Origin of the sequence: Pseudomonas entomophila (assembly GCF_029193575.1) — a bacterium.
GTDB classification, from domain to species: domain Bacteria; phylum Pseudomonadota; class Gammaproteobacteria; order Pseudomonadales; family Pseudomonadaceae; genus Aquipseudomonas; species Aquipseudomonas entomophila_G.
Genome location: NZ_JARGCS010000043.1, coordinates 62,948 through 82,577, shown reverse-complemented (window position 1 = coordinate 82,577; position 19,630 = coordinate 62,948). Strand labels below are relative to the sequence as shown.

General features: G+C 65.2%; 19 protein-coding genes, 1 pseudogene and 1 riboswitch. Of the genes and pseudogenes, 11 read left to right on the top strand and 9 right to left on the bottom strand.

Features of this window, described 5'->3' with window-relative positions; translation table 11 throughout:
- Positions 1 to 8: 8 nt before the first annotated feature.
- The 3 genes from P0Y43_RS19700 to P0Y43_RS19690 all read right to left on the bottom strand — a co-directional run bounded on the left by P0Y43_RS19700 (position 9) and on the right by P0Y43_RS19690 (position 2,245).
- Complete coding sequence (locus P0Y43_RS19700; protein WP_275638937.1) at positions 9 to 704, bottom strand: TetR family transcriptional regulator C-terminal domain-containing protein; 696 nt, start codon at positions 702 to 704, stop codon at positions 9 to 11.
- 140 nt (positions 705 to 844) lie between these two features.
- Positions 845 to 1,612: a hypothetical protein gene (locus P0Y43_RS19695; protein WP_275638936.1), complete on the bottom strand. Its 768-nt coding sequence runs from the start codon at positions 1,610 to 1,612 to the stop codon at positions 845 to 847.
- A gap of 18 nt (positions 1,613 to 1,630) precedes the next feature.
- Complete coding sequence (locus tag P0Y43_RS19690) at positions 1,631 to 2,245, bottom strand: helix-turn-helix transcriptional regulator (RefSeq protein WP_275638935.1); 615 nt, start codon at positions 2,243 to 2,245, stop codon at positions 1,631 to 1,633.
- 145 nt (positions 2,246 to 2,390) lie between these two features.
- Between P0Y43_RS19690 and P0Y43_RS19685 the strand changes: the two genes are divergently transcribed.
- The 3 genes from P0Y43_RS19685 to P0Y43_RS19675 all read left to right on the top strand — a co-directional run bounded on the left by P0Y43_RS19685 (position 2,391) and on the right by P0Y43_RS19675 (position 4,184).
- Complete coding sequence (locus P0Y43_RS19685) at positions 2,391 to 2,975, top strand: TetR/AcrR family transcriptional regulator (RefSeq protein WP_275638934.1); 585 nt, start codon at positions 2,391 to 2,393, stop codon at positions 2,973 to 2,975.
- A 13-nt stretch (positions 2,976 to 2,988) separates the two neighbouring features.
- Complete coding sequence (locus P0Y43_RS19680; protein WP_275638933.1) at positions 2,989 to 3,561, top strand: HD domain-containing protein; 573 nt, start codon at positions 2,989 to 2,991, stop codon at positions 3,559 to 3,561.
- A 122-nt stretch (positions 3,562 to 3,683) separates the two neighbouring features.
- On the top strand, positions 3,684 to 4,184 hold the full coding sequence (locus P0Y43_RS19675) for a hypothetical protein (protein ID WP_275638932.1): 501 nt from the start codon (positions 3,684 to 3,686) through the stop codon (positions 4,182 to 4,184).
- Between the two features lie 33 nt (positions 4,185 to 4,217).
- On the opposite strand, the gene P0Y43_RS19670 is transcribed toward P0Y43_RS19675, so the two are convergent.
- The 5 genes and pseudogenes from P0Y43_RS19670 to P0Y43_RS19655 form a co-directional block, all read right to left on the bottom strand.
- Positions 4,218 to 5,066 carry an urea carboxylase-associated family protein gene (locus P0Y43_RS19670; RefSeq protein WP_275638931.1) on the bottom strand — a complete coding sequence of 283 codons (849 nt, stop codon included), beginning with the start codon at positions 5,064 to 5,066 and terminating at the stop codon, positions 4,218 to 4,220.
- A gap of 16 nt (positions 5,067 to 5,082) precedes the next feature.
- Positions 5,083 to 5,754, bottom strand: coding sequence for a GntR family transcriptional regulator (locus P0Y43_RS19665; protein ID WP_275638930.1), 672 nt, complete (start codon positions 5,752 to 5,754; stop codon positions 5,083 to 5,085).
- Positions 5,751 to 6,500 carry an amino acid ABC transporter ATP-binding protein gene (locus tag P0Y43_RS27110; RefSeq protein ID WP_430540267.1) on the bottom strand — a complete coding sequence of 250 codons (750 nt, stop codon included), beginning with the start codon at positions 6,498 to 6,500 and terminating at the stop codon, positions 5,751 to 5,753. The genes P0Y43_RS19665 and P0Y43_RS27110 overlap by 4 nt, the downstream gene beginning before the upstream one ends.
- A 150-nt stretch (positions 6,501 to 6,650) precedes the next feature.
- A pseudogene (locus P0Y43_RS27105) lies at positions 6,651 to 7,250 on the bottom strand (amino acid ABC transporter permease); the annotation flags it as partial.
- A 15-nt stretch (positions 7,251 to 7,265) separates the two neighbouring features.
- Entirely contained in the window at positions 7,266 to 8,096 is an 831-nt protein-coding gene (locus tag P0Y43_RS19655) for a transporter substrate-binding domain-containing protein (protein WP_275638928.1), read from the bottom strand.
- Positions 8,097 to 8,463: 367 nt separating this feature from the next.
- Positions 8,464 to 8,564, top strand: a riboswitch (guanidine-I (ykkC/yxkD leader).
- A gap of 66 nt (positions 8,565 to 8,630) precedes the next feature.
- On the opposite strand from P0Y43_RS19655, the gene P0Y43_RS19650 reads away from it, so the two are divergent.
- From P0Y43_RS19650 to P0Y43_RS19620, 7 genes are all read left to right on the top strand, one after another.
- Positions 8,631 to 9,695: a putative urea ABC transporter substrate-binding protein gene (locus P0Y43_RS19650; RefSeq protein ID WP_275638927.1), complete on the top strand. Its 1,065-nt coding sequence runs from the start codon at positions 8,631 to 8,633 to the stop codon at positions 9,693 to 9,695.
- 14 nt (positions 9,696 to 9,709) lie between these two features.
- Complete coding sequence (locus P0Y43_RS19645) at positions 9,710 to 10,525, top strand: ABC transporter permease (protein ID WP_275638926.1); 816 nt, start codon at positions 9,710 to 9,712, stop codon at positions 10,523 to 10,525.
- Positions 10,522 to 11,286: an ABC transporter ATP-binding protein gene (locus tag P0Y43_RS19640; protein WP_275638925.1), complete on the top strand. Its 765-nt coding sequence runs from the start codon at positions 10,522 to 10,524 to the stop codon at positions 11,284 to 11,286. The genes P0Y43_RS19645 and P0Y43_RS19640 overlap by 4 nt, the downstream gene beginning before the upstream one ends.
- A 3-nt stretch (positions 11,287 to 11,289) precedes the next feature.
- Positions 11,290 to 12,003, top strand: coding sequence for an urea amidolyase associated protein UAAP1 (locus tag P0Y43_RS19635; protein ID WP_275638924.1), 714 nt, complete (start codon positions 11,290 to 11,292; stop codon positions 12,001 to 12,003).
- Positions 12,004 to 12,013: 10 nt separating this feature from the next.
- Positions 12,014 to 12,640: an urea amidolyase associated protein UAAP2 gene (locus P0Y43_RS19630; protein WP_275638923.1), complete on the top strand. Its 627-nt coding sequence runs from the start codon at positions 12,014 to 12,016 to the stop codon at positions 12,638 to 12,640.
- A gap of 181 nt (positions 12,641 to 12,821) precedes the next feature.
- Positions 12,822 to 16,412, top strand: a complete 3,591-nt coding sequence (gene uca, locus P0Y43_RS19625) for an urea carboxylase (RefSeq protein WP_275638921.1) — start codon at positions 12,822 to 12,824, stop codon at positions 16,410 to 16,412.
- Between the two features lie 214 nt (positions 16,413 to 16,626).
- Positions 16,627 to 17,478 carry a hypothetical protein gene (locus tag P0Y43_RS19620; RefSeq protein ID WP_275638920.1) on the top strand — a complete coding sequence of 284 codons (852 nt, stop codon included), beginning with the start codon at positions 16,627 to 16,629 and terminating at the stop codon, positions 17,476 to 17,478.
- Between the two features lie 49 nt (positions 17,479 to 17,527).
- Here the strand turns inward: P0Y43_RS19620 and P0Y43_RS19615 are convergent, their stop codons facing one another.
- Positions 17,528 to 18,319 (bottom strand): formate/nitrite transporter family protein, encoded by a 792-nt coding sequence (locus P0Y43_RS19615; protein ID WP_275638919.1) that lies wholly within the window; start codon positions 18,317 to 18,319, stop codon positions 17,528 to 17,530.
- A gap of 315 nt (positions 18,320 to 18,634) precedes the next feature.
- On the opposite strand from P0Y43_RS19615, the gene P0Y43_RS19610 reads away from it, so the two are divergent.
- Complete coding sequence (locus P0Y43_RS19610) at positions 18,635 to 19,612, top strand: ornithine cyclodeaminase family protein (RefSeq protein WP_275638918.1); 978 nt, start codon at positions 18,635 to 18,637, stop codon at positions 19,610 to 19,612.
- Positions 19,613 to 19,630 lie beyond the last annotated feature (18 nt).

Here is a 19,630-nt window from a genome sequence, read left to right as displayed (position 1 = left end):
AGGCTCGCTCAGACAATGTCGACCCTATCGGCCCCATCGCGAGGCAAGTCGGACCGCCGCACCGCCGCGCCTGCAAGGGGGGAGCCATTCACTGAGGTCTCTTGCGCTTCAACCCCACCCAGCACCATCCGGCAAACCATCCGCACCATCGCCTGCAAACCGCGCTCATCCACCGGCCAGGCCGGATCTTCGGGGCAGGGCGGCGGCGCGAAGCGCGCCTGCGCCAGTGTGGTCGACCAGATGAACAGCAGCAGGTGTTCCGCGCTCCCTCGGGCGATCTGCCCCTGGTTCATCCACGCTTGCAGGCAGTCCCGGCCCTGTCGGGTAGTTTGGCGCAGACGCTCGGCCAAGCCCTTTGGCAAGTGCCGCGCGCCATGCAGCAGTTCCACCAGCAACACCCGCATGGCATGCGGCTGCACCTTGCACAGCTCGGCGTGGGCGCGAATGTGCCGACGCAGCGCGCAAACCGCCGACAATGTCGGGTCGAGCAACTCGCAGGCCTGCGCCAACGGTCCCATGGCGGTTTCCAACACGGCCACGTAGAGCTTGCGCTTGGTCTTGAAGTAGTAGTGCACGTTGGCTTTGGGCAACCCGGCGCGGGCTGCCACTTCGTCGATGCGCGCCAGGGCGAAGCCTCGGTGGGCGAACTCCCGGCAGGCGGCCGCAACGATCCGCTGCACATTGTGCTCGCGAATGCTAGGCATCGCGGGCCACCGGGCGGATAGGACAAGGGGTGGGGTTTCGCATGCTGGATACAACCGTGGCCTGCATATCGCTATTTACAAAATTATATAGCGAATGAGGCACAGCAAGACAGGCCCGTTTGCGCCCCTGATAAATGCGCTTAGCGACGTCGACGCAACAGCCTGGCCAGCGCCAGGGTCAGCAGCACGGCCAAGGCCACCGCCAAACCGAAGGTGAGAAGGATGCCCAGATGCTCCAGCAGGCCAGCCACCGCCAGGTAGAACGCGATCACCCCGACCGCGCCGATGGCGTTGCCACGAATCATCGCTGCCATGCTCGCGCGTCCGCCTTGCAAGTGCGAGAACACCACCAAGGGCCAGGCGATCACCGGGATCGGTGCGAGCATGCCGCTGGCCTCCGGGCCCAACCAACGGGCAAAACCGGTGGTGGCCATCAGCAACGTGGTGGCCGCAACCATGCGCAAGGGGATTTCCCAGTATCGGTGGCGCAACGCTGCCAGCGGGGTGGACGCCGGCTCCCGGCCCGTGGCGCGAATCAGCACCCCGATCAGCACCAGGGCCACGGCGATCGACAGCGGCAGACTGCCCCAGTGGGTGAAGGCATAGGCCACCGGCGCATAGAACAGTAGCGCCAGCAGCACCGCCAGGGCGACACCGGCCCGGCGCGTGGCGAACAGGTAGAAAGCGTAGGTCGCCTGCACCGCCGCCAGGCCGCCCAAGGCACCGGGCACCGCCGCCAAGGCGAAGGCGCTGCCCTGTTCCAGACAGAGGAACACCATCACCAGTGCCGAGGTGATCGGCAGCCCCGACAACAAGCCCCCGAGCAGGCCACCCCAGCGTCGCGAGGCGAGGGACACGGCCCACATCAGCAGCGGGGTGACGATGAGTTTCAGGTAGAAAAGCGTCATGGCAGGCGCAAGCTCCTTTCAGCCATTGGCCCGCAACGGCTTGAGGTACTTGTAGACCGTCGCACGGCCCATGTTCAGCACGTTGGCAACGTAGTCCGCACCGCTGCGCCCCTCGAACGCCCCTTCGGCATGCAGTGCTTCGACCAGTTCGCGCTTGTGCTTCATGCTCAGGGTATTCAGGGCCAGTTGACGTTCCTTGAGCCAGGCATGCAGGAAGGTGTTGATGCGCTCTTGCCAATCGTCCTTGAACAGCGCCTCGGGCTGAGGGATCAGGCGGCTGATCTGGAAGAACGCATCGAGCGCGTCACGGGCCTGTTCCAGCACCGAGACGTTCATGTTCAGGCACATCAGGTACTCGGGTTCGCCATGGGCGTTCTTCAACACGCTGGAGATCGAGCGCAGCTTCTGGCCGTCCCAGTTGAGTTTTTCATAAGGGCCGAGGTTGGCGACCTCGGCGAAATCCGCTGGCAGGTCGTCGAGCGCCGAGTCGTCACCGAGCCGGCGCTTGGAGAAGTTGTTGGCGATATGGACGATGGTGCGGCTGCTGACTTCGTGCAGAATCACTTCCACATGGGGAAAGAACAGCGTGGCGATGCCGTCTGCGATGGCCTTGTAGTTGTCGAGGGTATGCATGGAGGCGGTCGGGCGTCCTTGATGGCCGTGGAACGGTGGGCTCTGGGGGAGAGCGCTCGAGGGGCTAGTCTACTGCTTATCCTGGCCGCTGTAAGGCGTCGCCGCAGGGTTGACGGCCAACCTACCAGAAGGTAGGTTGGCGAGCATGGCTAATCATTCCACGACCTATCTCGACATTCTGCAGTGCGCCCGCACGCTGATCATCAGCGGTGGGTACAGTGCGTTCAGCTACGCCGACATCGCCGAAACGGTGGGCATTCGCAAGGCCAGCATCCATCACCACTTCCCCACCAAGGTGGACTTGGTGCGCACGCTGGTGCAGTTGTACCGCGAAGAGGCGCAAACCGGCATCGCCGCGCTGGAGCGGCATTTCCCCGACCCCGTGGAGCAGTTGCGCGCCTACATCGGCTACTGGCTGGGCTGCATCGATGACGCCGCCAAGGGCTATTGCGTGTGCGCCTTGCTCGCCAGCCAGATGCCGGTGCTGCCGGAGGAGGTCGTGGTGGAGGTGCGGGCGCATTTCCGTGCGCTATCCGCGTGGCTGACTTCGGTGATGGAGCGCGGGGCGGGGCAGGGCAGCCTGACGCTGGCTGCCGACGCCCGCACCGAGGCCGAGACGTTCATGGCCACGGTGCATGGCGCCATGTTGTCGGCACGCGCCTATGGCGACCCGGCGATGTTCGGCACCATCACTCAGCCGTTGTTGCAGCGCTTGGTTCACGCGCGCTGAGGAGGCCACGCCCATGAACAACCTGGAACGACAACTCAGCTTCCTTCGTGAAATCGACCGCCTGAAGGGCGTGGTGCGCCAGTCGCCGCTACTGGACCGCAGCCGCAGGGAAAACTCCGCCGAACACTCTTGGCACCTGGCGATGTATGCGCTGGTGCTCAGCGAATACGCCAGCGGGGCGGTGGACACCGGGCGGGTGATGCGCATGCTGCTGTTGCACGACATCGTCGAGGTGGACGTCGGAGACCTGCCGATTCATGGCGGCACGTCCGCCGCGTTGCAGGCGCACAGGGAGTTGCAGGCCGCGCGGCGTCTGTTCGGGTTGTTGCCGGCGCCGCAGAGCGATGAGTTTCTCAGGCTGTGGCTGGAGTTCGAAGCCGCCGAGACGGCCGACGCGAAGTTCGCCAAGGCGCTGGACCGGTTCCAGCCGCTGTTGATCAATGTCTTCACCGAGGGAGGTACCTGGGCGCAGAGTGGGGTTTCCTACGAACAGGTCATGGCCCGTTATGGCCCGGCGATCGAGCGCGGTGCGCCTGAGCTGTGGACGTTGTGCCTGCGGTGGGTTGGCGAGCATTTTTCAAGATGATGGCCCTGTTCTCCGGTGTGGCGCTGAACCTGGAGCGGGCTTGACTCGCGATAGGGCCCTCAAGGGCAATATTTTTTACCCTAGTAACCTACCAACTAGTAGATAGAAGGAGTCACCGCATCATGCCCCATCCTCTCTCGACCTTGGGCGTCCTCCACACCGCCCTCAGCGTGGCAACCTTCGCCACCGGCCTCTACAGCCTGGTTCGCGCACGCAAGATCGACACCACCACCCGCGCCGCCAAGCTCTACCTGGCCGGCATGGTGCTGTCGGTGCTTACCTCGTTCGGCCTCTCCAGCACGGGCGGCTTCAACATCGGCCACGCCCTGGGGATCGTCGCGCTGCTGGCCATCGGCGGCGCGCTGTTGATCCCGCACCTGCGCTGGCTGGGGCGCGCGCGCCCGTACCTGGCGCAGCTCGGCTTCAGCTTCAGCTTCTTCTTGCTGTTGGTGCCCGGCATCAACGAGACGCTGACCCGGCTGCCAGCAACCCATCCGCTGGCCGACGGCCCGCAGTCACCCCTGGTGCGCGGCGCGCTCGCGGCCTGGTTGGGCATTTTCCTGCTCGGCGCGCTCGTGCAGTTCTTCTGGCTGCGCTTTAAGAGCCGCACGGTCCGAGCCTGAAGCGAAGCGGGCAGCGTGCTGCCCGCCGCACCTTCACTCCCAGTCGGCCTTGCCGATCGCCAGGCCGTGCAGGCCGTTGTAGCTGGCGCGCTGCGGTTGTTGCCAGCCTTCGAGCAGGCTGTCGTCCAGACGGTAGACCTCCACCCCCAACGGCCGGCAGACCGACAGCGGGTCCTGGGCATCGGGGCCCCACATCGGCAGCGACAGGTCGCCCCCCGGGCAGGTGGATAGCGCGCACAGCACGTCGATCTCGGCGAAGAATTCCAGGTAGTCGCCGGCCTTGGCCGGGCAGGCCTTCATGAAATACATGTCGTCGTGGTTCAGGCCGGTGCACTGGAAGATGTTCAGCACATCGTGCACGTCGAACTCGGTCAGGCCGTGGGGCAGCACCGCGCGGGTGAGGTTGGAGTGGCAGTGGTGGTGGAAGTCCTCGCCGGTGAGCATCTTGTTGACGTAGGGGTCGCAGCGGGTGCCGAGCAGGTCGTGCAAGCGCCCGCCGTGTTCGTCGATGCCGTAGTCGGCGAGGCTGTCGTCGGTGATGGTCACCAGCGGGCGCAGGAACGGCAGGTTCGACCACAGCCGGTCGTAGGTGGTCACGTGCGCGCCCTGCAACTGGCGGGTGCGCGCGGCCCACAGGCGCTCGCGCGGGTCGTTGGCGTTCCAGATGTTGAAGTCGCCGACCTGCGGGCCGACCGGGGCGGTGACCCGAAACACGTGGCCGGCCGGCACCTTCCAGGCACGGCCCGTGCGGATCGGCACCTCGAAGGTCTCGACCAGGGTGCGGGCGTCCTGGCGCTCGCGGATACGCGCATAGAAGGGTTTGTCGACCTGCAGGGCAGCGCCTTTGCTGACCTGGTAGGCGGCGGGGTAGTCCTTGTACATGGTGGAATCTCCGGTTTCAGGATCGGGGTGGGTGGCTGAGCAGATCGAGCAGGGCATGCTCGGAGTCATCCAGGTAACGGGTCATGGCCTCGGCAGCGTCGTGCCGCAGGCCGTCGGCGAGCAGGTCGTGGATTTCGCGGTCACGGTCCAGCCAGGGGCGCTGGAAGTTCTCTTCGTCCGGCGCGACGGCGAACACCAGGCGCATCTGCGCGGCGATGTTGGTGAAGAAGGCATCCAGCAGCGGGCTGCGCAGCAGGCCGACGATGTGCTGGTGAAAGCGCAGGCTGTGGGTGCCAAAGGCCTGCCAATCCTCACGCTCGCGGGCCAGTTCGGCAGCCTCGATGGCGTCGAGCATCCAGTCGGACTGGTACTCGCGCAGCGGCTTGCTGCCGAGAATCGCCTGCACCTCCAGGGTGCGCCGCACCAGGAACAGGTCGCGTACCTCGGGCACGCCCAGGCGCCGCACCATCACGCCCTTGTTGCGCACGTAGCTGGTCAGGCCCTCATGGTGCAACTGGTGCAAGGCTTCGCGCACGGTATTGCGCGAGGCGTTGTAGCGGCCGATCAGCTCCGCCTCGACCAGCGCCATGCCCGACACCAGGCGGCCACCGATGATGTCCTCGCGCAGCTCGCAGGCCACTTGGTCCGCCAGCGACAGGGCGGGTTTTTCCGGGGTTTTCGTGCTCATGCCAGTTGCACGTCCTTGAGGAAGCGGCTCATCCGCTCGCTACGGTTGTCCAGCAATTCGCGTGGCGCGCCGGCCTGCACGACTTGGCCACGCTCCATGAACACCACGCGGTCGGAGACCTGGAAGGCGAACTTCATCTCGTGGGTGACGATCACCATGGTCATGCCCTCGCGGGCCAGGCCCTCGATCACCTTAAGCACGTCGTCGACCAGTTCCGGGTCCAGCGCCGAGGTGGGTTCGTCGAACAGCATCACCTGCGGCCGCATCGCCAGTGCCCGGGCGATCGCCACGCGCTGCTGCTGGCCGCCGGAAAGCTGGTGCGGGTACTTGCCGGCGTGCTCGCGCAGGCCGACCTTGGCCAGCAGCGACAGGCCCAGGGCCTTGAGTTCGGCATCGCTGCCATGGCCGTGGTGGCGGGGTGCAAGCACCACGTTTTCCAGCACGGTCTTGTGTGGGAACAGGTTGAAACCCTGGAACACCATGCCGACCTGGACGATACCGTCCATGTGCAGGCGCGCTCCCAGGCTGCCACCGTTTTCCTGGCTGCCGCGCAGGAACGGCGCCCCGCACAGTTCCACCTGGCCCCGGTCGAGGCCTTCCAGGCCATTAAGGGTGCGTATCAGCGTAGTCTTGCCCGAGCCCGAGGGGCCGATGATCGACACCACTTCGCCGAAGCGGATGTCCAGGTCGATACCCTTGAGCACCTCCAGTTGCCCGTAGTGCTTGCGTGCGCCTTGCACGCGCAGGGCGAACGGGCCGTTGCGCGGCACCGCTTCGCGCTGCGGTTGCGTGGCGCGGCTGTCGGCCACCGTCTTCGCGGGGCGGCGGGTGACGTCCAGGTGCTGCTCCAGGCGCCTGAGCAGGTAGCTGAACAGGGTGACGATGAGCACGTAGTAGAACGCCACCGCGAGCATCGTTTCCATGACCAGGAAGTTCTGCGTGTACAGCTGCTGGCCCACCAGCAAGATCTCCGACAGCGAGATCACCGACACCAGCGAAGTCAGCTTGACGATGGTGATGTACTCGTTGGCCAGGGTCGGCAGCGCCACCCGCAGTGCCTGTGGAATGACGATCAGCCGCTGCACCCCGCTGTAGCGGATGCCCAGCGCCTTGCCGGCCTCCAGTTGCCCCTTGGCCACCGCCAGCAAGCCGCCCCGGTGGATCTCGGCGATGTACGCCGACTCGCTCAGCACCAGGGCGATCAACCCGGCGGCATAGGGGTTGGAGAGCAGCGCGCTGGTGCCGGGGAACACCTGCGGCAGGTTGTAGACGAAGATCAGCAGCACCAGCAGCGGCAGGCTGCGGAAGAACCAGATGTACAAGGCCGCGGCGCGGTTCACCGCGCCGTGTGTCGACTGCCGCGCCAGGGCCAGCACGAAGCCGAAGACGATGCCCAGCAGCCAGGTCTCGACGCTCAGTTGCACCACGGTGCCGACCGCCTTCCAGAAATCGCCGTTGGCCAGCAGGCCCACGGCATAGTGCCAATCGAATTGCATGCTCGGCGCTCCCGCTTACTGCGCAGCCGCTTGAGGGGTGCGGCCCAGGGCCACGGCGACTTCAGCGGCGCTTGGCTCGCCGAGGTTGTAGCGGCTGAGCAGGGCCTGGTATTCGCCACTGGCCTTCATGGCCGCGAAGCCCTGTTGCAGTTGACCGAGCAGCGCCTCGTTACCTTTGCGCACGGCCAGGCCGATCACCACCGGGTAGATCAGTTCGTTGGAACTGATCAGCAACCGGCCCTTGAGCTTGTCGGCGGTGATCGCCGCCACCGCGGCGTCTTCGAACTGCACGTCGACGGCTTTGGCCAGCAGGGCTTGGGCGGCTTCCGGCGAGGTGGGGAACTCGCGCGAGTCGATCGACGCCTGGCCGTTGGCCTCGCAGTGACTTTTCGACAGGGCCACCAGCTTGGGAATCCACGAGCCGCCCTTGATCGAGCCGACCCGCTTGCCGCACAGGTCTTCCGGGCGCCGTGGGCGGAAGCTGTCGTCGGCGCGCACCAGCAGCGAGGCGCCGCTCTTGAGATAGGGCACGAAGTCGACCTGGGCGGCGCGCTCGGGGGTGACGTACAACGCCGAGGCGACCACATCGAAACGGCGGGCGTTGACCCCCATGACCAGGTTGGCGAAACGGGTGTCCTGGAACTGCGCCTCGAGCTTCAGGTGCTGGCCAAGCACGGTCATGAACTCGGGGTCGAAACCGGCGGGCTTGCCTTGGTCGAGGTAGGTGTAGGGCGGGTAGGTGAGGTCCGAGCCGATGCTCAGGCGGTCGGGTTGCAAGGTACCGTCGGTGGCGTGCGCAGTGGCGCACAGGGACAGGGCGAGGGTCAGAACGGTTGCACGGGACATGGGGACGCTCCACTTGTTGTGATTGTTCAACAATCGTCGTGAAGCTATTAACCAATAAGTGTGCCAGCTATTTTCAACCCATTGATTCAAATGGATTTTGCAAAAAGCGTTTCGACATGAACGATGAATGGCCGCCCCTTGCCACTGACCGTGTCACCTTTTGCCATGAAGGGCGTGCAGTGCCCCGCGACGGTGCGCAGCGCTCCAGGAATGAGCAGGCAGGCGGTGCCAGTTGTGCGAGGAGGGCCGTTGCACCCCGCTGCAGGCCCTCTGCAACGGGCGCGGGAGGTATCGCCCGGGCTTCTGGCACGCCTCTGGCATAAGCTTGAATGTGCGGGAGTAGCGCGAGCTATTGCACCAAAACTTGCAAATGGTTGGCTAGGGTTCCGACCTGCTTCGGCAGGTGCCTGGACCGAGAGCCAACGACCTCCAGGCGAGGTTACACGGCGGGATAAAAGCCCGGGAGACAGAGACGACCCACCGCAATGGGTATCGCGCTGCTCCTTTTCCGTTTACCGCCACTGGAGTCTCCCCATGCCAAAGCCCCTCCTGACCGCTGTGCTGACCGGCCTCGTGCTGTTGACCAGTCTCTGCTCCAAGGCCGCCGTCAAGCAGGATTTCACGGTCTGCTGGACCCTCTACGCTGGCTGGATGCCATGGGAATACGCTGCTGCCCAGGGCGTCGTCGACAAATGGGCCGACAAGTACGGCATCCGCATCAAGCTCACCCAGGTCAACGACTACGTCGAGTCGATCAACCAATACACTGCGGGCCAGTTCGATGCCTGCACCATGACCAACATGGATGCCCTGACCATTCCCGCCGCCGGTGGCGTGGACAGCACTGCGCTGATCGTCGGCGACTTCTCCAACGGTAACGATGGCGTCGTCATCAAGGGCGTCGGCAAGACCGTCGCCGACCTCAAGGGCATGGACGTCAACCTGGTCGAGCTGTCCGTGTCGCACTACCTGCTGGCCCGGGCCCTGGACAGCGTCGGCCTCAAGGAGCGCGACCTGAAGGTGGTCAACACCTCGGATGCCGATATCGCCGCGGCCTTCAACACCGAGCAGGTGCAGGCGGTGACCACCTGGAACCCGATGCTCGGCGAGGTCAACGCGCGGCCTGGGGTGACCCAGGTGTTCGACTCCAGCGACATCCCTGGGGAAATCCTCGACCTGATGGTGGTGAACACCCAGACCCTGAACGATAACCCGGCCCTGGGCAAGGCGCTGACTGGCGCCTGGTACGAGGTGATGGCGCTGATGGCCGAGCAGTCGCCCGCCACCGACGCCGCACTGGCGCACATGGCCAAGGCCTCGGGCACCGACCTGGAAGGCTTCAAGGCGCAGCTGTCGACCACCTACCTGTTCGCCACCCCACAGGCCACGCTGGCGTTCGTCAACGGCGAGGCGCTGCCCAGAACCATGGAGAAGGTCGCCAAGTTCTCCTTCGACCACGGCCTGCTCGGTGCCGGTGCGCAAGACAGCGGCGCGGTGGGCATGCGTTTCGCCAAGGGGGCCGGGGTCGGTGACCAAACCAACGTGAAGTTGCGCTTCGACCCCGCCTACGTGCAGATGGCCGTCGACGGCAGGTTGTGACAGAGGGCTCGACCATGCGTCTTCTGAACCGACACCCCGACCGCTCCACCCGGCTGCTGCTGGTGATCCTGCCGTTCGCGCTGCTGCTGTGCGCCTACCTGCTCGGCTCGGCCCAGCGCCTGGCCGACAACCCGCGCGACAAGCTGCTGCCCAGCGCCGCACAGATGGGCGAAGCGGTCAAGCAGCTGGCTTTCACCGAAGACAAGCGCAGTGGCGCCTACCTGCTGTGGCAGGACACCGCCGCCAGCCTCGAGCGGCTGGGCGCGGGGCTGGCCATCAGCGCCGTGGCCGGCTTGTGCCTGGGCATCGCGCTCGGCGCGCTGCCACTGTTCGGCGCCTCGCTGTCACCGCTGATGGTGGTGCTTTCGATGGTGCCGCCGCTGGCGATCCTGCCGATCCTGTTCATTGTCTTCGGCCTGGGCGAGCTGTCGAAAGTGATGCTGATCGTCATCGGCATCACGCCGATCCTGGCGCGCGACCTGGAGCAACGCGCCCGGGAGATTCCCGCCGAGCTGCGGATCAAGGCCCTGACCCTGGGCGCCTCGACCTGGACCTACATCCTGCGTGTGGTACTGCCGCAACTGGCGCCCCGACTGCTGATCTCGCTGCGCCTGGTGCTGGGCTCGGCGTGGCTGTTCCTGATCGCCGCCGAAGCCATTGCCGCGGAGGACGGGCTGGGCTACCGGATCTTCCTGGTGCGCCGCTACCTGGCGATGGACGTCATCCTGCCCTACGTGGTGTGGATCACCCTGTTGGCCTGGCTCACCGACTGGTCGCTGAAGGCCCTGACCCGGCGTGCCTTCCCCTGGTACGAGGGGGCGCGCCCATGAGCTTCATCGAAGTGCGCAACGTCTGGCAGCAGTACGGCGAGCAGATGGTGCTCGAAGGCTTGAACCTCACCATCGCCGAGGGCGAGTTCTGCACCCTGGTGGGCACCTCCGGGTGCGGCAAGTCGACCTTCCTGCGCCTGTTGCTGGGCCAGGAGCGACCGAGCCGCGGGCAGATCCTGCTTAATGGCCAACCCCTGGTCGCCGAGCCCGACCCCAGCCGTGGCGTGGTGTTCCAGCGTTACTCGGTGTTCCCGCACCTGAGTGTGCTGGACAACGTCGCCCTTGGCCTCGAGCTGCCTCGGGCGCCGCTGCTTGGGCGGCTGCTCGGCCGGCATAAGCGCGAGGCACGCGAGCAGGCCGCCGAGTTGCTGGCCAAGGTGGGCCTGGGTCACGCCCTGAAACACTACCCGGCACAGCTCTCTGGCGGCATGCAACAGCGCCTGGCGATTGCCCAGGCGCTGGTCATGCAGCCCAAGGTACTGCTGCTCGATGAACCGTTCGGCGCGCTGGACCCCGGTATTCGCAAGGACATGCACGCCTTGTTGATCGAGCTGTGGCAACAGACCCGCCTGACCGTGTTCATGGTGACCCACGATCTGAGTGAAGGCTTCAGCCTGGGCACGCGCTTGCTGGTATTCGACAAGACCCGCCTCGACCCCCATGCCCCACAGGCCTACGGCTCGCGGGTCACCTACGACCTGCCGCTCAACGCCCGCCGCCAACTGGCGCCGGCCTCTCTTCCTTTGCATAGCGGAACTTGACCCATGACCGATACCTCGACGTTCGCCGATGAACACCTGCCTGGAGGCGGCCACCTGTCGTTCGTCCTCAAACGTGGCCAGTTGGTGCGCTTCACGGCCCTGGAAGACGGCTCGAACCTCAGCCTGATGCTGTTCAACGCCCATGAAAAGAGCGAGCGGCTCAACCTGCCCGACACCCTCAAGTGCCAACACACCGCCAAACTCACTGCCGGCCATTGCCTGTACTCGGACATGGGCCGGGTGCTGGCGGCCATCACCCACGACAGCTGTGGCTGGAGCGACAGCATCGGCGGCGTGCTCAACGCCGGGGAGGTGCGGGAGAAGTACGGCCAGGGCCGCTACCAGGAACTGCGCAATGGGTTCTTCCGCAACGGCACCGACAACCTGTTGGTGGAAATGGGCAAGTGGGGGCTGGGTCTGGCCGACCTGAGCATGGTCCTCAACCTGTTCAGCCGGGTCGACGTCGACGCCGACGGCGGGCTGCATTTCGCCCCCGGCAACGCCCGCGCGGGCGACTGCATCGAGCTGTACGCGCCGATGGACACGCTGTTCGTCATCACCGCACTGCAACACCCGATGGACCCGGCGCCGACCTACGCGCCCAAGCCGCTGCGTCTGACCTTCCGCCAGGCCGACGACAGCGTCGCCGAACACTGCCGTACCTCGCGCCCGGAAAACGTGCGCGGCTTCGTCAACACCCACCGCCTGTTCGCCTGAGGAGCCGACCATGAATACCCCGCTGCAACCCGAACACGCCGTCTCCCGGGCGACCATTCCCGCCGGTGAGCCGTGGCTCGCCGAGGTCAAGGCCGGCCAGACCCTGCGCATTCTCGACCTGGAAGGCAACCAGGCGATCGACACACTGTTCTACAGCACCGCCAACCCGCGCGAGCGCTATGACGTGCAGCGCACCCTGCGCAACCAGGGCAACGTCTACCTGGGCGTTGGCAGCGTGTTGTACTCGAACCTGGGTCGGCCGATGCTGACCGTGCTGGAAGACAACTGCGGCCGCCACGACACCCTCGGCGGCGCCTGCGCCCAGGAAAGCAACACCGTGCGCTACGCCCTGGACACCCGGCACATGCACAGCTGTCGCGACAACTACCTGCGCGCCTGCAGCCACGATGGCCGCCTGGGCAAGCGCGACATCGGCCCGAACATCAACTTCTTCATGAACGTGCCGGTCACCCCCGAGGGTGGGCTGACCTTCGAGGACGGCATTTCCGGCCCAGGCAAGTACGTGCAACTGCGCGCCGAGATGGACGTGATGGTGCTGATCTCCAACTGCCCGCAGTTGAACAACCCCTGCAACGGCTACAACCCAACCCCCGCGGAGCTGCTGATATGGAACTGACCCCCTTGCTCGCGCGCCTGCGCCGCGCGCTGTTCCGCGCCTGTGTGTTCCGCGCCAACCTGTACGCCACCCGCGGCGAATAGCGTCGCTTCTGGCCGGGGGACGACCCCACGGCATTCCTGACACTGCGGGACGACCCGCAACCCAGTCGAGGCGCCTTTGCGCCTTCGGGGGACGTTGCATGTTCAATTCTTTGCTGATCGCCAACCGTGGCGCCATTGCCTGCCGCATCCTGCGCACCTTGCGCGCATTGGGCGTCGAGGGGGTGGCGGTGTATGCCGAGGCCGACATCGCCAGCCGCCATGTGCTCGAAGCCGACCAGGCGCTGAGCCTGGGGGAGGGCGCAGCGGCCGCCACCTACCTGGCCGTAGAGAAGGTCCTCGCCGCAGCGCGGGCCAGTGGCGCCCAGGCGATCCATCCAGGCTACGGCTTCCTCTCCGAGAACGCGGCGTTCGCTGAGGCCTGCGAGGCCGCCGGCATCGCCTTCGTCGGGCCCACCGCCGAGCAGCTGCGGGTATTCGGCCTCAAGCACACCGCCCGCGCCTTGGCGCGTCAGCACGGCGTGCCGCTGCTCGAAGGCACCGATCTGCTCGACAGCCTCGATGAGGCGCTGGCGGCCGCGCAGCAGGTCGGCTACCCGATCATGCTCAAGAGCACCGCAGGCGGCGGTGGCATCGGCATGCGTGTGTGCCAGGACTCGGGCGAGCTGTGCGAGGCGTTCGAGAGCGTCAAGCGCCTGGGCCAGAACAACTTCAGCGACGCTGGAGTGTTCATCGAGCAGTACATCGCCCGTGCGCGCCACCTGGAGGTGCAGGTGTTCGGTGACGGGGCCGGTGACGTGCTGGCACTGGGCGTGCGCGACTGCTCGGTGCAGCGGCGCAACCAGAAAGTGCTGGAGGAAACCCCAGCGCCCAACCTGCCGGCAGGCATGGCCGAGGCGCTGTGCGAGGCGGCGATCACCCTGGCCAGGGCCGTGCGCTACCGCAGCGCCGGGACCGTCGAGTTCGTCTTCGACAGCGACACGCAACGCTTCTATTTCCTTGAGGTGAATACTCGCCTGCAGGTCGAGCATGGGGTGACCGAGCAGGTCTGGGGCGTCGACCTGGTGGCCTGGATGGTGCAACTGGCTGCTGGCGAGCTGCCGCCACTCGACACCCTGCGCGAGCGACTGCGGCCACGCGGCCACGCCGTGCAGGCGCGGCTGTATGCCGAAGACCCTGGCAAAGGCTTCCAGCCCAGCCCCGGGCTGCTCACCGCGGTCGAGTTTCCACTCGCCGACGGCCAGGCGCTGCGTATCGACACCTGGGTCGAGGCCGGCTGCGAAATCCCGCCATACTTCGACCCGATGATCGCCAAGCTCATCGCCTGGGGTGAGGACCGTGCCCAGGCCTGCCGGCAGTTGGACGACGCCCTGGCGCGCACTTCGCTGTACGGGGTGCAGACCAACCGCCCGTACCTGCGGCAGATCCTCGCCGACGCACCGTTCGCCTCCGGCAACCCGTGGACGCGCTGCCTGGAAGGCCTGGCCTACCGTGCCGCGACCTTCGAGGTGCTCAGCGGCGGCACCCAGACCACCGTGCAGGACTACCCAGGGCGCCTAGGCTACTGGGCCGTGGGCGTGCCGCCGTCAGGCCCGATGGACAGCCGAGCCCTGCGCTTGGGCAACCAATTGCTGGGCAACCCAGAGGGCGCCGCTGGCCTGGAGATCACCCTGAATGGCCCGACCCTGCGGTTCAACACCGACGCGGTGCTGGCGGTGACCGGTGCGGTGCTGCCGTTGGCCATCGACGGCCAACCGGTGCCGATGAACACGGCATTGTTCATCGGCGCAGGCGCGACCCTGAGCCTGGGCACCGTAGGCGGCGCCGGCGCCCGCAGCTACCTGTGCCTGCGCGGCGGCGTACAGGTGCCGGACTATCTGGGCAGCAAGAGCACCTTCACCCTCGGCCAATTCGGCGGCCATGGCGGCCGGGCGCTGCGCGCGGGCGATGTGCTGCAACTGGCCGAGCTGACCGACCCGTCGTGCGGCGCGGCATTGCCACCTGAGCCCGCGTTGGCGCAGGTGCGCCGCATCCGGGTGATCTACGGCCCGCACGCGGCCCCGGAGTACTTCAGCGAGGGCTATATCGAGACGTTCTTCGCCACCGACTGGGAAGTGCACTTCAACTCCAGCCGCACGGGCGTGCGCCTGATCGGCCCGACCCCGGAGTGGGTGCGTGCCGACGGCGGCGAGGCGGGCCTGCACCCCTCGAACATCCACGACAACCCCTACGCCATCGGCGCAGTGGACTTCACTGGCGACATGCCGGTGATCCTCGGCCCCGACGGCCCTAGCCTGGGAGGGTTCGTCTGCCCGGTGACGGTGATCGAGGCCGACCTGTGGCAACTCGGCCAGCTCAAGGCCGGCGACAAGGTGCGCTTCATCGCCACGCAGCTGGACGAGGCGCGCCGGCTCGCCACCGCGCCGCTGCTGGACCGGTCTCCCGAGCCGGCCTTGGGTTGCCTGCCGCAGTCACCCATTGTGTTGGACATCGGCGAGGCCGACACGCGCTTGCTCGCCCGGCTGGCGGGGGACACCCACCTGCTGCTGGAGATCGGCGCGGCGGAGCTGGACCTGGTGCTGCGCTTCCGTGGCCACGCCTTGATGCAGGCTCTGGAGGCCGAAGCACTGCCGGGCGTCATCGACCTGACCCCGGGTATCCGCTCGCTGCAGGTGCATTACCAGCCCGAACGCCTGCCGTTGGCGCGCTTGCTGGCGGTGGTGTCTGGCCTGTGGGAAGCCGTCTGCACCACGCGGGACCTGGCAGTGCCATCGCGCATCGTGCACCTGCCGCTGTCGTGGGACGACCCGGCCTGCCAGTTGGCCATCGAGAAATACATGACCACCGTGCGCAAGGACGCGCCCTGGTGCCCGAGCAACCTGGAGTTCATCCGCCGTATCAACGACCTGCCTGGGCTGGACGAGGTGCAACGCACGGTGTTCGCCGCCAGCTACCTGGTGATGGGCCTGGGCGACGTCTACCTCGGCGCGCCGGTAGCCACGCCGCTGGACCCACGGCACCGGCTGGTGACCACCAAATACAACCCCGCGCGCACCTGGACCGCCGAGAACTCGGTGGGCATCGGCGGCGCCTACCTGTGCGTGTACGGAATGGAAGGGCCGGGCGGTTACCAGTTCGTCGGCCGGACCTTGCAGATGTGGAACCGCTACCGGCAGGTCGCCGCATTCGACGGCAAGCCCTGGTTGCTGCGTTTCTTCGACCAGATCCGTTTCTACCCGGTCAGTGCCGAGGAATTGCTGCGCATTCGTCGTGACTTCCCGCTGGGCCGTTATCCGCTGCATATCGAGCACAGCCAACTGCGCTTGGCGGACTACCAAGGGTTCCTGGCCGATGAGGCCGAGGGGATCGCAGCGTTTCGCGCGCAGCAGCAAGCGGCCTTCGAGGCGGAACGGCAACGCTGGCTGGCGAGCGGGCAGGCGCATTTCGAAAGCGCCGAGGTGGCGGCACCGGTAGCGGACGAGGCGGCACTGGCACCGGGGCAGGTCGGCGTGGAGAGCCCGGTGGCCGGAAACCTGTGGCAGGTGCAAGTGACGGTGGGGGACGCCGTCGAGGCGGGGGACACCCTGGTGGTACTGGAGTCGATGAAAATGGAAATCCCCGTCTTGGCCAGCGTTGCCGGCTCCGTTCGGGAGATTCGCGTGGAGCCTGGCACGCCAGTGCGTGCCGGGCAGGTGATCGTGGTGGTCGAGGAGGGCGCTGCGCCGACCTGACACCGTCATCGCGGGCAAGCCCCACAGGTAGCTGCTGGTTGTGAATACGGCGGTGAGCCTGTGAGAGCGGGCTTGCCCCGTGATGAGGCCTCGGGAAGCGACCATCACCTCGCCGATGAGGATGAATGGGGCACGCAGAAATGCCGTTGTCAGCACCTGTGCCTTCACATAGATTTGAGCGCCTCCTTCACACAAGATAGTAAGTTGGCACCAAATGGAAATGGTAGAAACACAGACCAACCCCGTACCCAAAGCTGCGGAGCAGCGAATCGCGGATCTGTTTTCAGAGACCGCTACCCCCCATGCACGAGGTAACGCAGCCCGCTGGTACGCGGAAATGTTCATTGAACTGTTCTTGAGCGATAGCGCCAAGGTCGCGTTGGGCAGTGAGCAATTCAAGAAGCTGGGGCTGGAACGAAAGATAGACGCTATCCAGAACGATACGAGCCCGGAAACCATCGCAACGCTGCAACTGATCAAAAGCCTTGGTGACAGGGCCTCGCATTACTCTGAAGTTCCCTTTACTGAACGCGAAGCAAAGAGGGCCGTGGAGGCTGCGGGCGACCTCATCGTTCAGGTGCTGCTCCACGAACTCAAGACCACACCTCTGAATGCCAATGAGCCACGCGCCAAGATCCTGAGCGTGCTGTTTCCCAGTATCCGAATCAGGGTGCTGCGTGAGCTTCTCGAAACCCACGAGAGGCTCAATCCCTATCAAGCGCTTCTCTTGCACAAGTACAACCTTGCATGCGTCAAGAATGGCCAAGACAAAAAGGCGCGTCGTGAGCTTGATACTTTGTTCAAGAAGCGCTTGATTGACCGCGACTTCTACGACTACCAGGTGAGATCCATTCGTGTCATTGCCGACCAGCGCAACTTGGGCACGTTACCGATCGCTCAGCGAATGGAGGACGTGGCAAGGAACTTCAAGAGCGTTTTGGAGGGGCTGACGCCAGCAGAGTGTGAGGCAAATGCAAAACTGATCGCCATCCTAGAGACACTGATCAAGGACGTCCTGCCGAGTGACCTCTCGGAACAGGTTGGCGATCAGATCTTCATCGTTTGATACTTCGAGGCGCCATCGCGCCTCGCCTTGATCGGTCCGGACGGGACGCCTAGATTACGCGCTGCCCCTCGGTGTCTGCCGCACTGCCATACGACACGTAGTACGCCAACCCGACGAAGATCGCGCCACCCACCGCGTTGCCCAGGAACACCGCCGCAATGTTCTCGGCGAACTGCCCCCAGCTCAGGTAGCCGGCGAAGATCGCCGAGGGAATCAGGAACATATTGGCCACCACGTGCTGGAAGCCGATAGCCACGAAGGCCATGATCGGGAACCAGATGCCGAGGATCTTGCCGCTGACCTCGCGGCTGGCGTACGACAGCCACACCGCCAGGCACACCAGCCAGTTGCAGCCAATGCCCGAGACGAACGCGTGGAGGAAGTCGGCGCTGACCTTGCCGGTCGCTGCGGCAAGGGTCTTGCTCAGGTACGGGCCTTCGGAAAGCCCCAGCAGGTGCCCGAAGCAATAGGCCACGAACAACGCCCCCAAGAGGTTGGCCAGTGTCACCAGCAGCCAGTTGCGTGCCACGGCGGCCAGCGCGATGCGCTTGGCGAACATCGCCAGCGGCAGACTCATCATGTTGCCGGTCAGCAGCTCGCCGCCGGCGAGAATCACCAGGATCAGGCCCATGGGGAATACGGCGGCGCCCAGAAGGTTGCCGAAGGAGGCCCATTGCGCGGGAATCATGGTGCTGACGTGGATCGCCAGCAGGAAGCCAAGGGAGATGAAGGCGCCCGCCAGGAAACCCAGGATCAGGGTGGCGCGGGTGGGGAGGTGGGCTTTCTTGGCGCCGGCTTCGATGATCAGCTCGGTGATCTGGGGTGGAGCGATTACGGACATTTCAGCAACTCGAACAAGAGAATGGCTCCGACCGTGCATGCAAGGCTTGGGGTCGGGGTGGGGCGGGCAGGGGGGCAACCTGGGTTCTGGGTCAACTTTGCAGGGCGCGGACGTTATCTGAGGCAAAATGACGCGGTCAAATCGATAGGCTGGATTGTCTGATAGAGGGTGTCTATTGCGCACACGTGGGTCGGCGTTGTCGACGCGACACGGTACGCTCATAATCAAGACAAAATGTATCAGGTTGACAATTTGACCATAATTTCCGAGACTGCTGCCTATTCAACGATGGCGATAAGTCAGAAGGGGATTCACATGTTTTTTGTCAGTGAGGAGGTTGCCGCCCACGTCATTAGCATGGTGGATGCAATCGAGGTGGTTGAGGATGTTTTCCGCCAACTCGTTCGAGGTGAGGCGCGCGCCTATCCTGCGGTAATGGCAAAGGGGCCGACCGCGGACGAGCTATTCGGTGTGAAGTGCGGCGCGCTGGACAAGGGCGGCGTTTATGGTGCGAAGCTGGGAAGTTACTGGCCCTGCAATCGTGATGCAGGGCTTCCAGCCCATGCGTCGTCGACGCTACTGCTTGATGCCGAAACAGGGTTTCCCAAGGCGCTCATCGCCGCCACCCATCTGACGTCGCTGAGAACAGCCGCTGCCAACGGCGCAGCCATGCGTCACCTCGCAAGAGCCGATAGTCGAAGCCTGGCCATTGTGGGCGCCGGTCATCAGGCGTGGTTTGAACTGCAGGCGGCCATCGCGGTTCGGCCCATCGACCGCATCCGAATATGGAATCGCAACATGCAAGTGGCTGAGCTATTTGCCGAGCGCGTCCGGCGCGAACTGGGCATTCAGGATGCCGAGGCCTGCGATCTCCAAACTGCCGTCGAGACGGCTGATATCGTCATTACTGTCACTGCGGCGAGGCAACCCTTGGTGTCGCGTGCGTGGGTGCGGCCTGGCACGCATATCAGTGCCATGGGTGCGGACGGGCGTGGCAAGCAGGAACTCGATGTTTCGTTGGTCACTTCAGCGCGGCTCTTTACCGATCTGGTAGAACAGTCGATTACGCTCGGCGAGTTCGAAGCTGCCATCAACCAGAACCTCATCACGCAAGACGATATTTGCGCATTGGGGGCCGTTATTGAGGGGGGCGCAAGCGGCCGCATCCGACCCGCCGACATCACGATCTTCGACAGTTCGGGTATTGGCCTGCAAGACCTCGCCATCGCGTCGCTTGCACTGGAACGAGCGCTGGATCTTAAGTTGGTGGGTCCGCTCGATGTCCAGGCATAGCGTCAATCCGTCACTGAA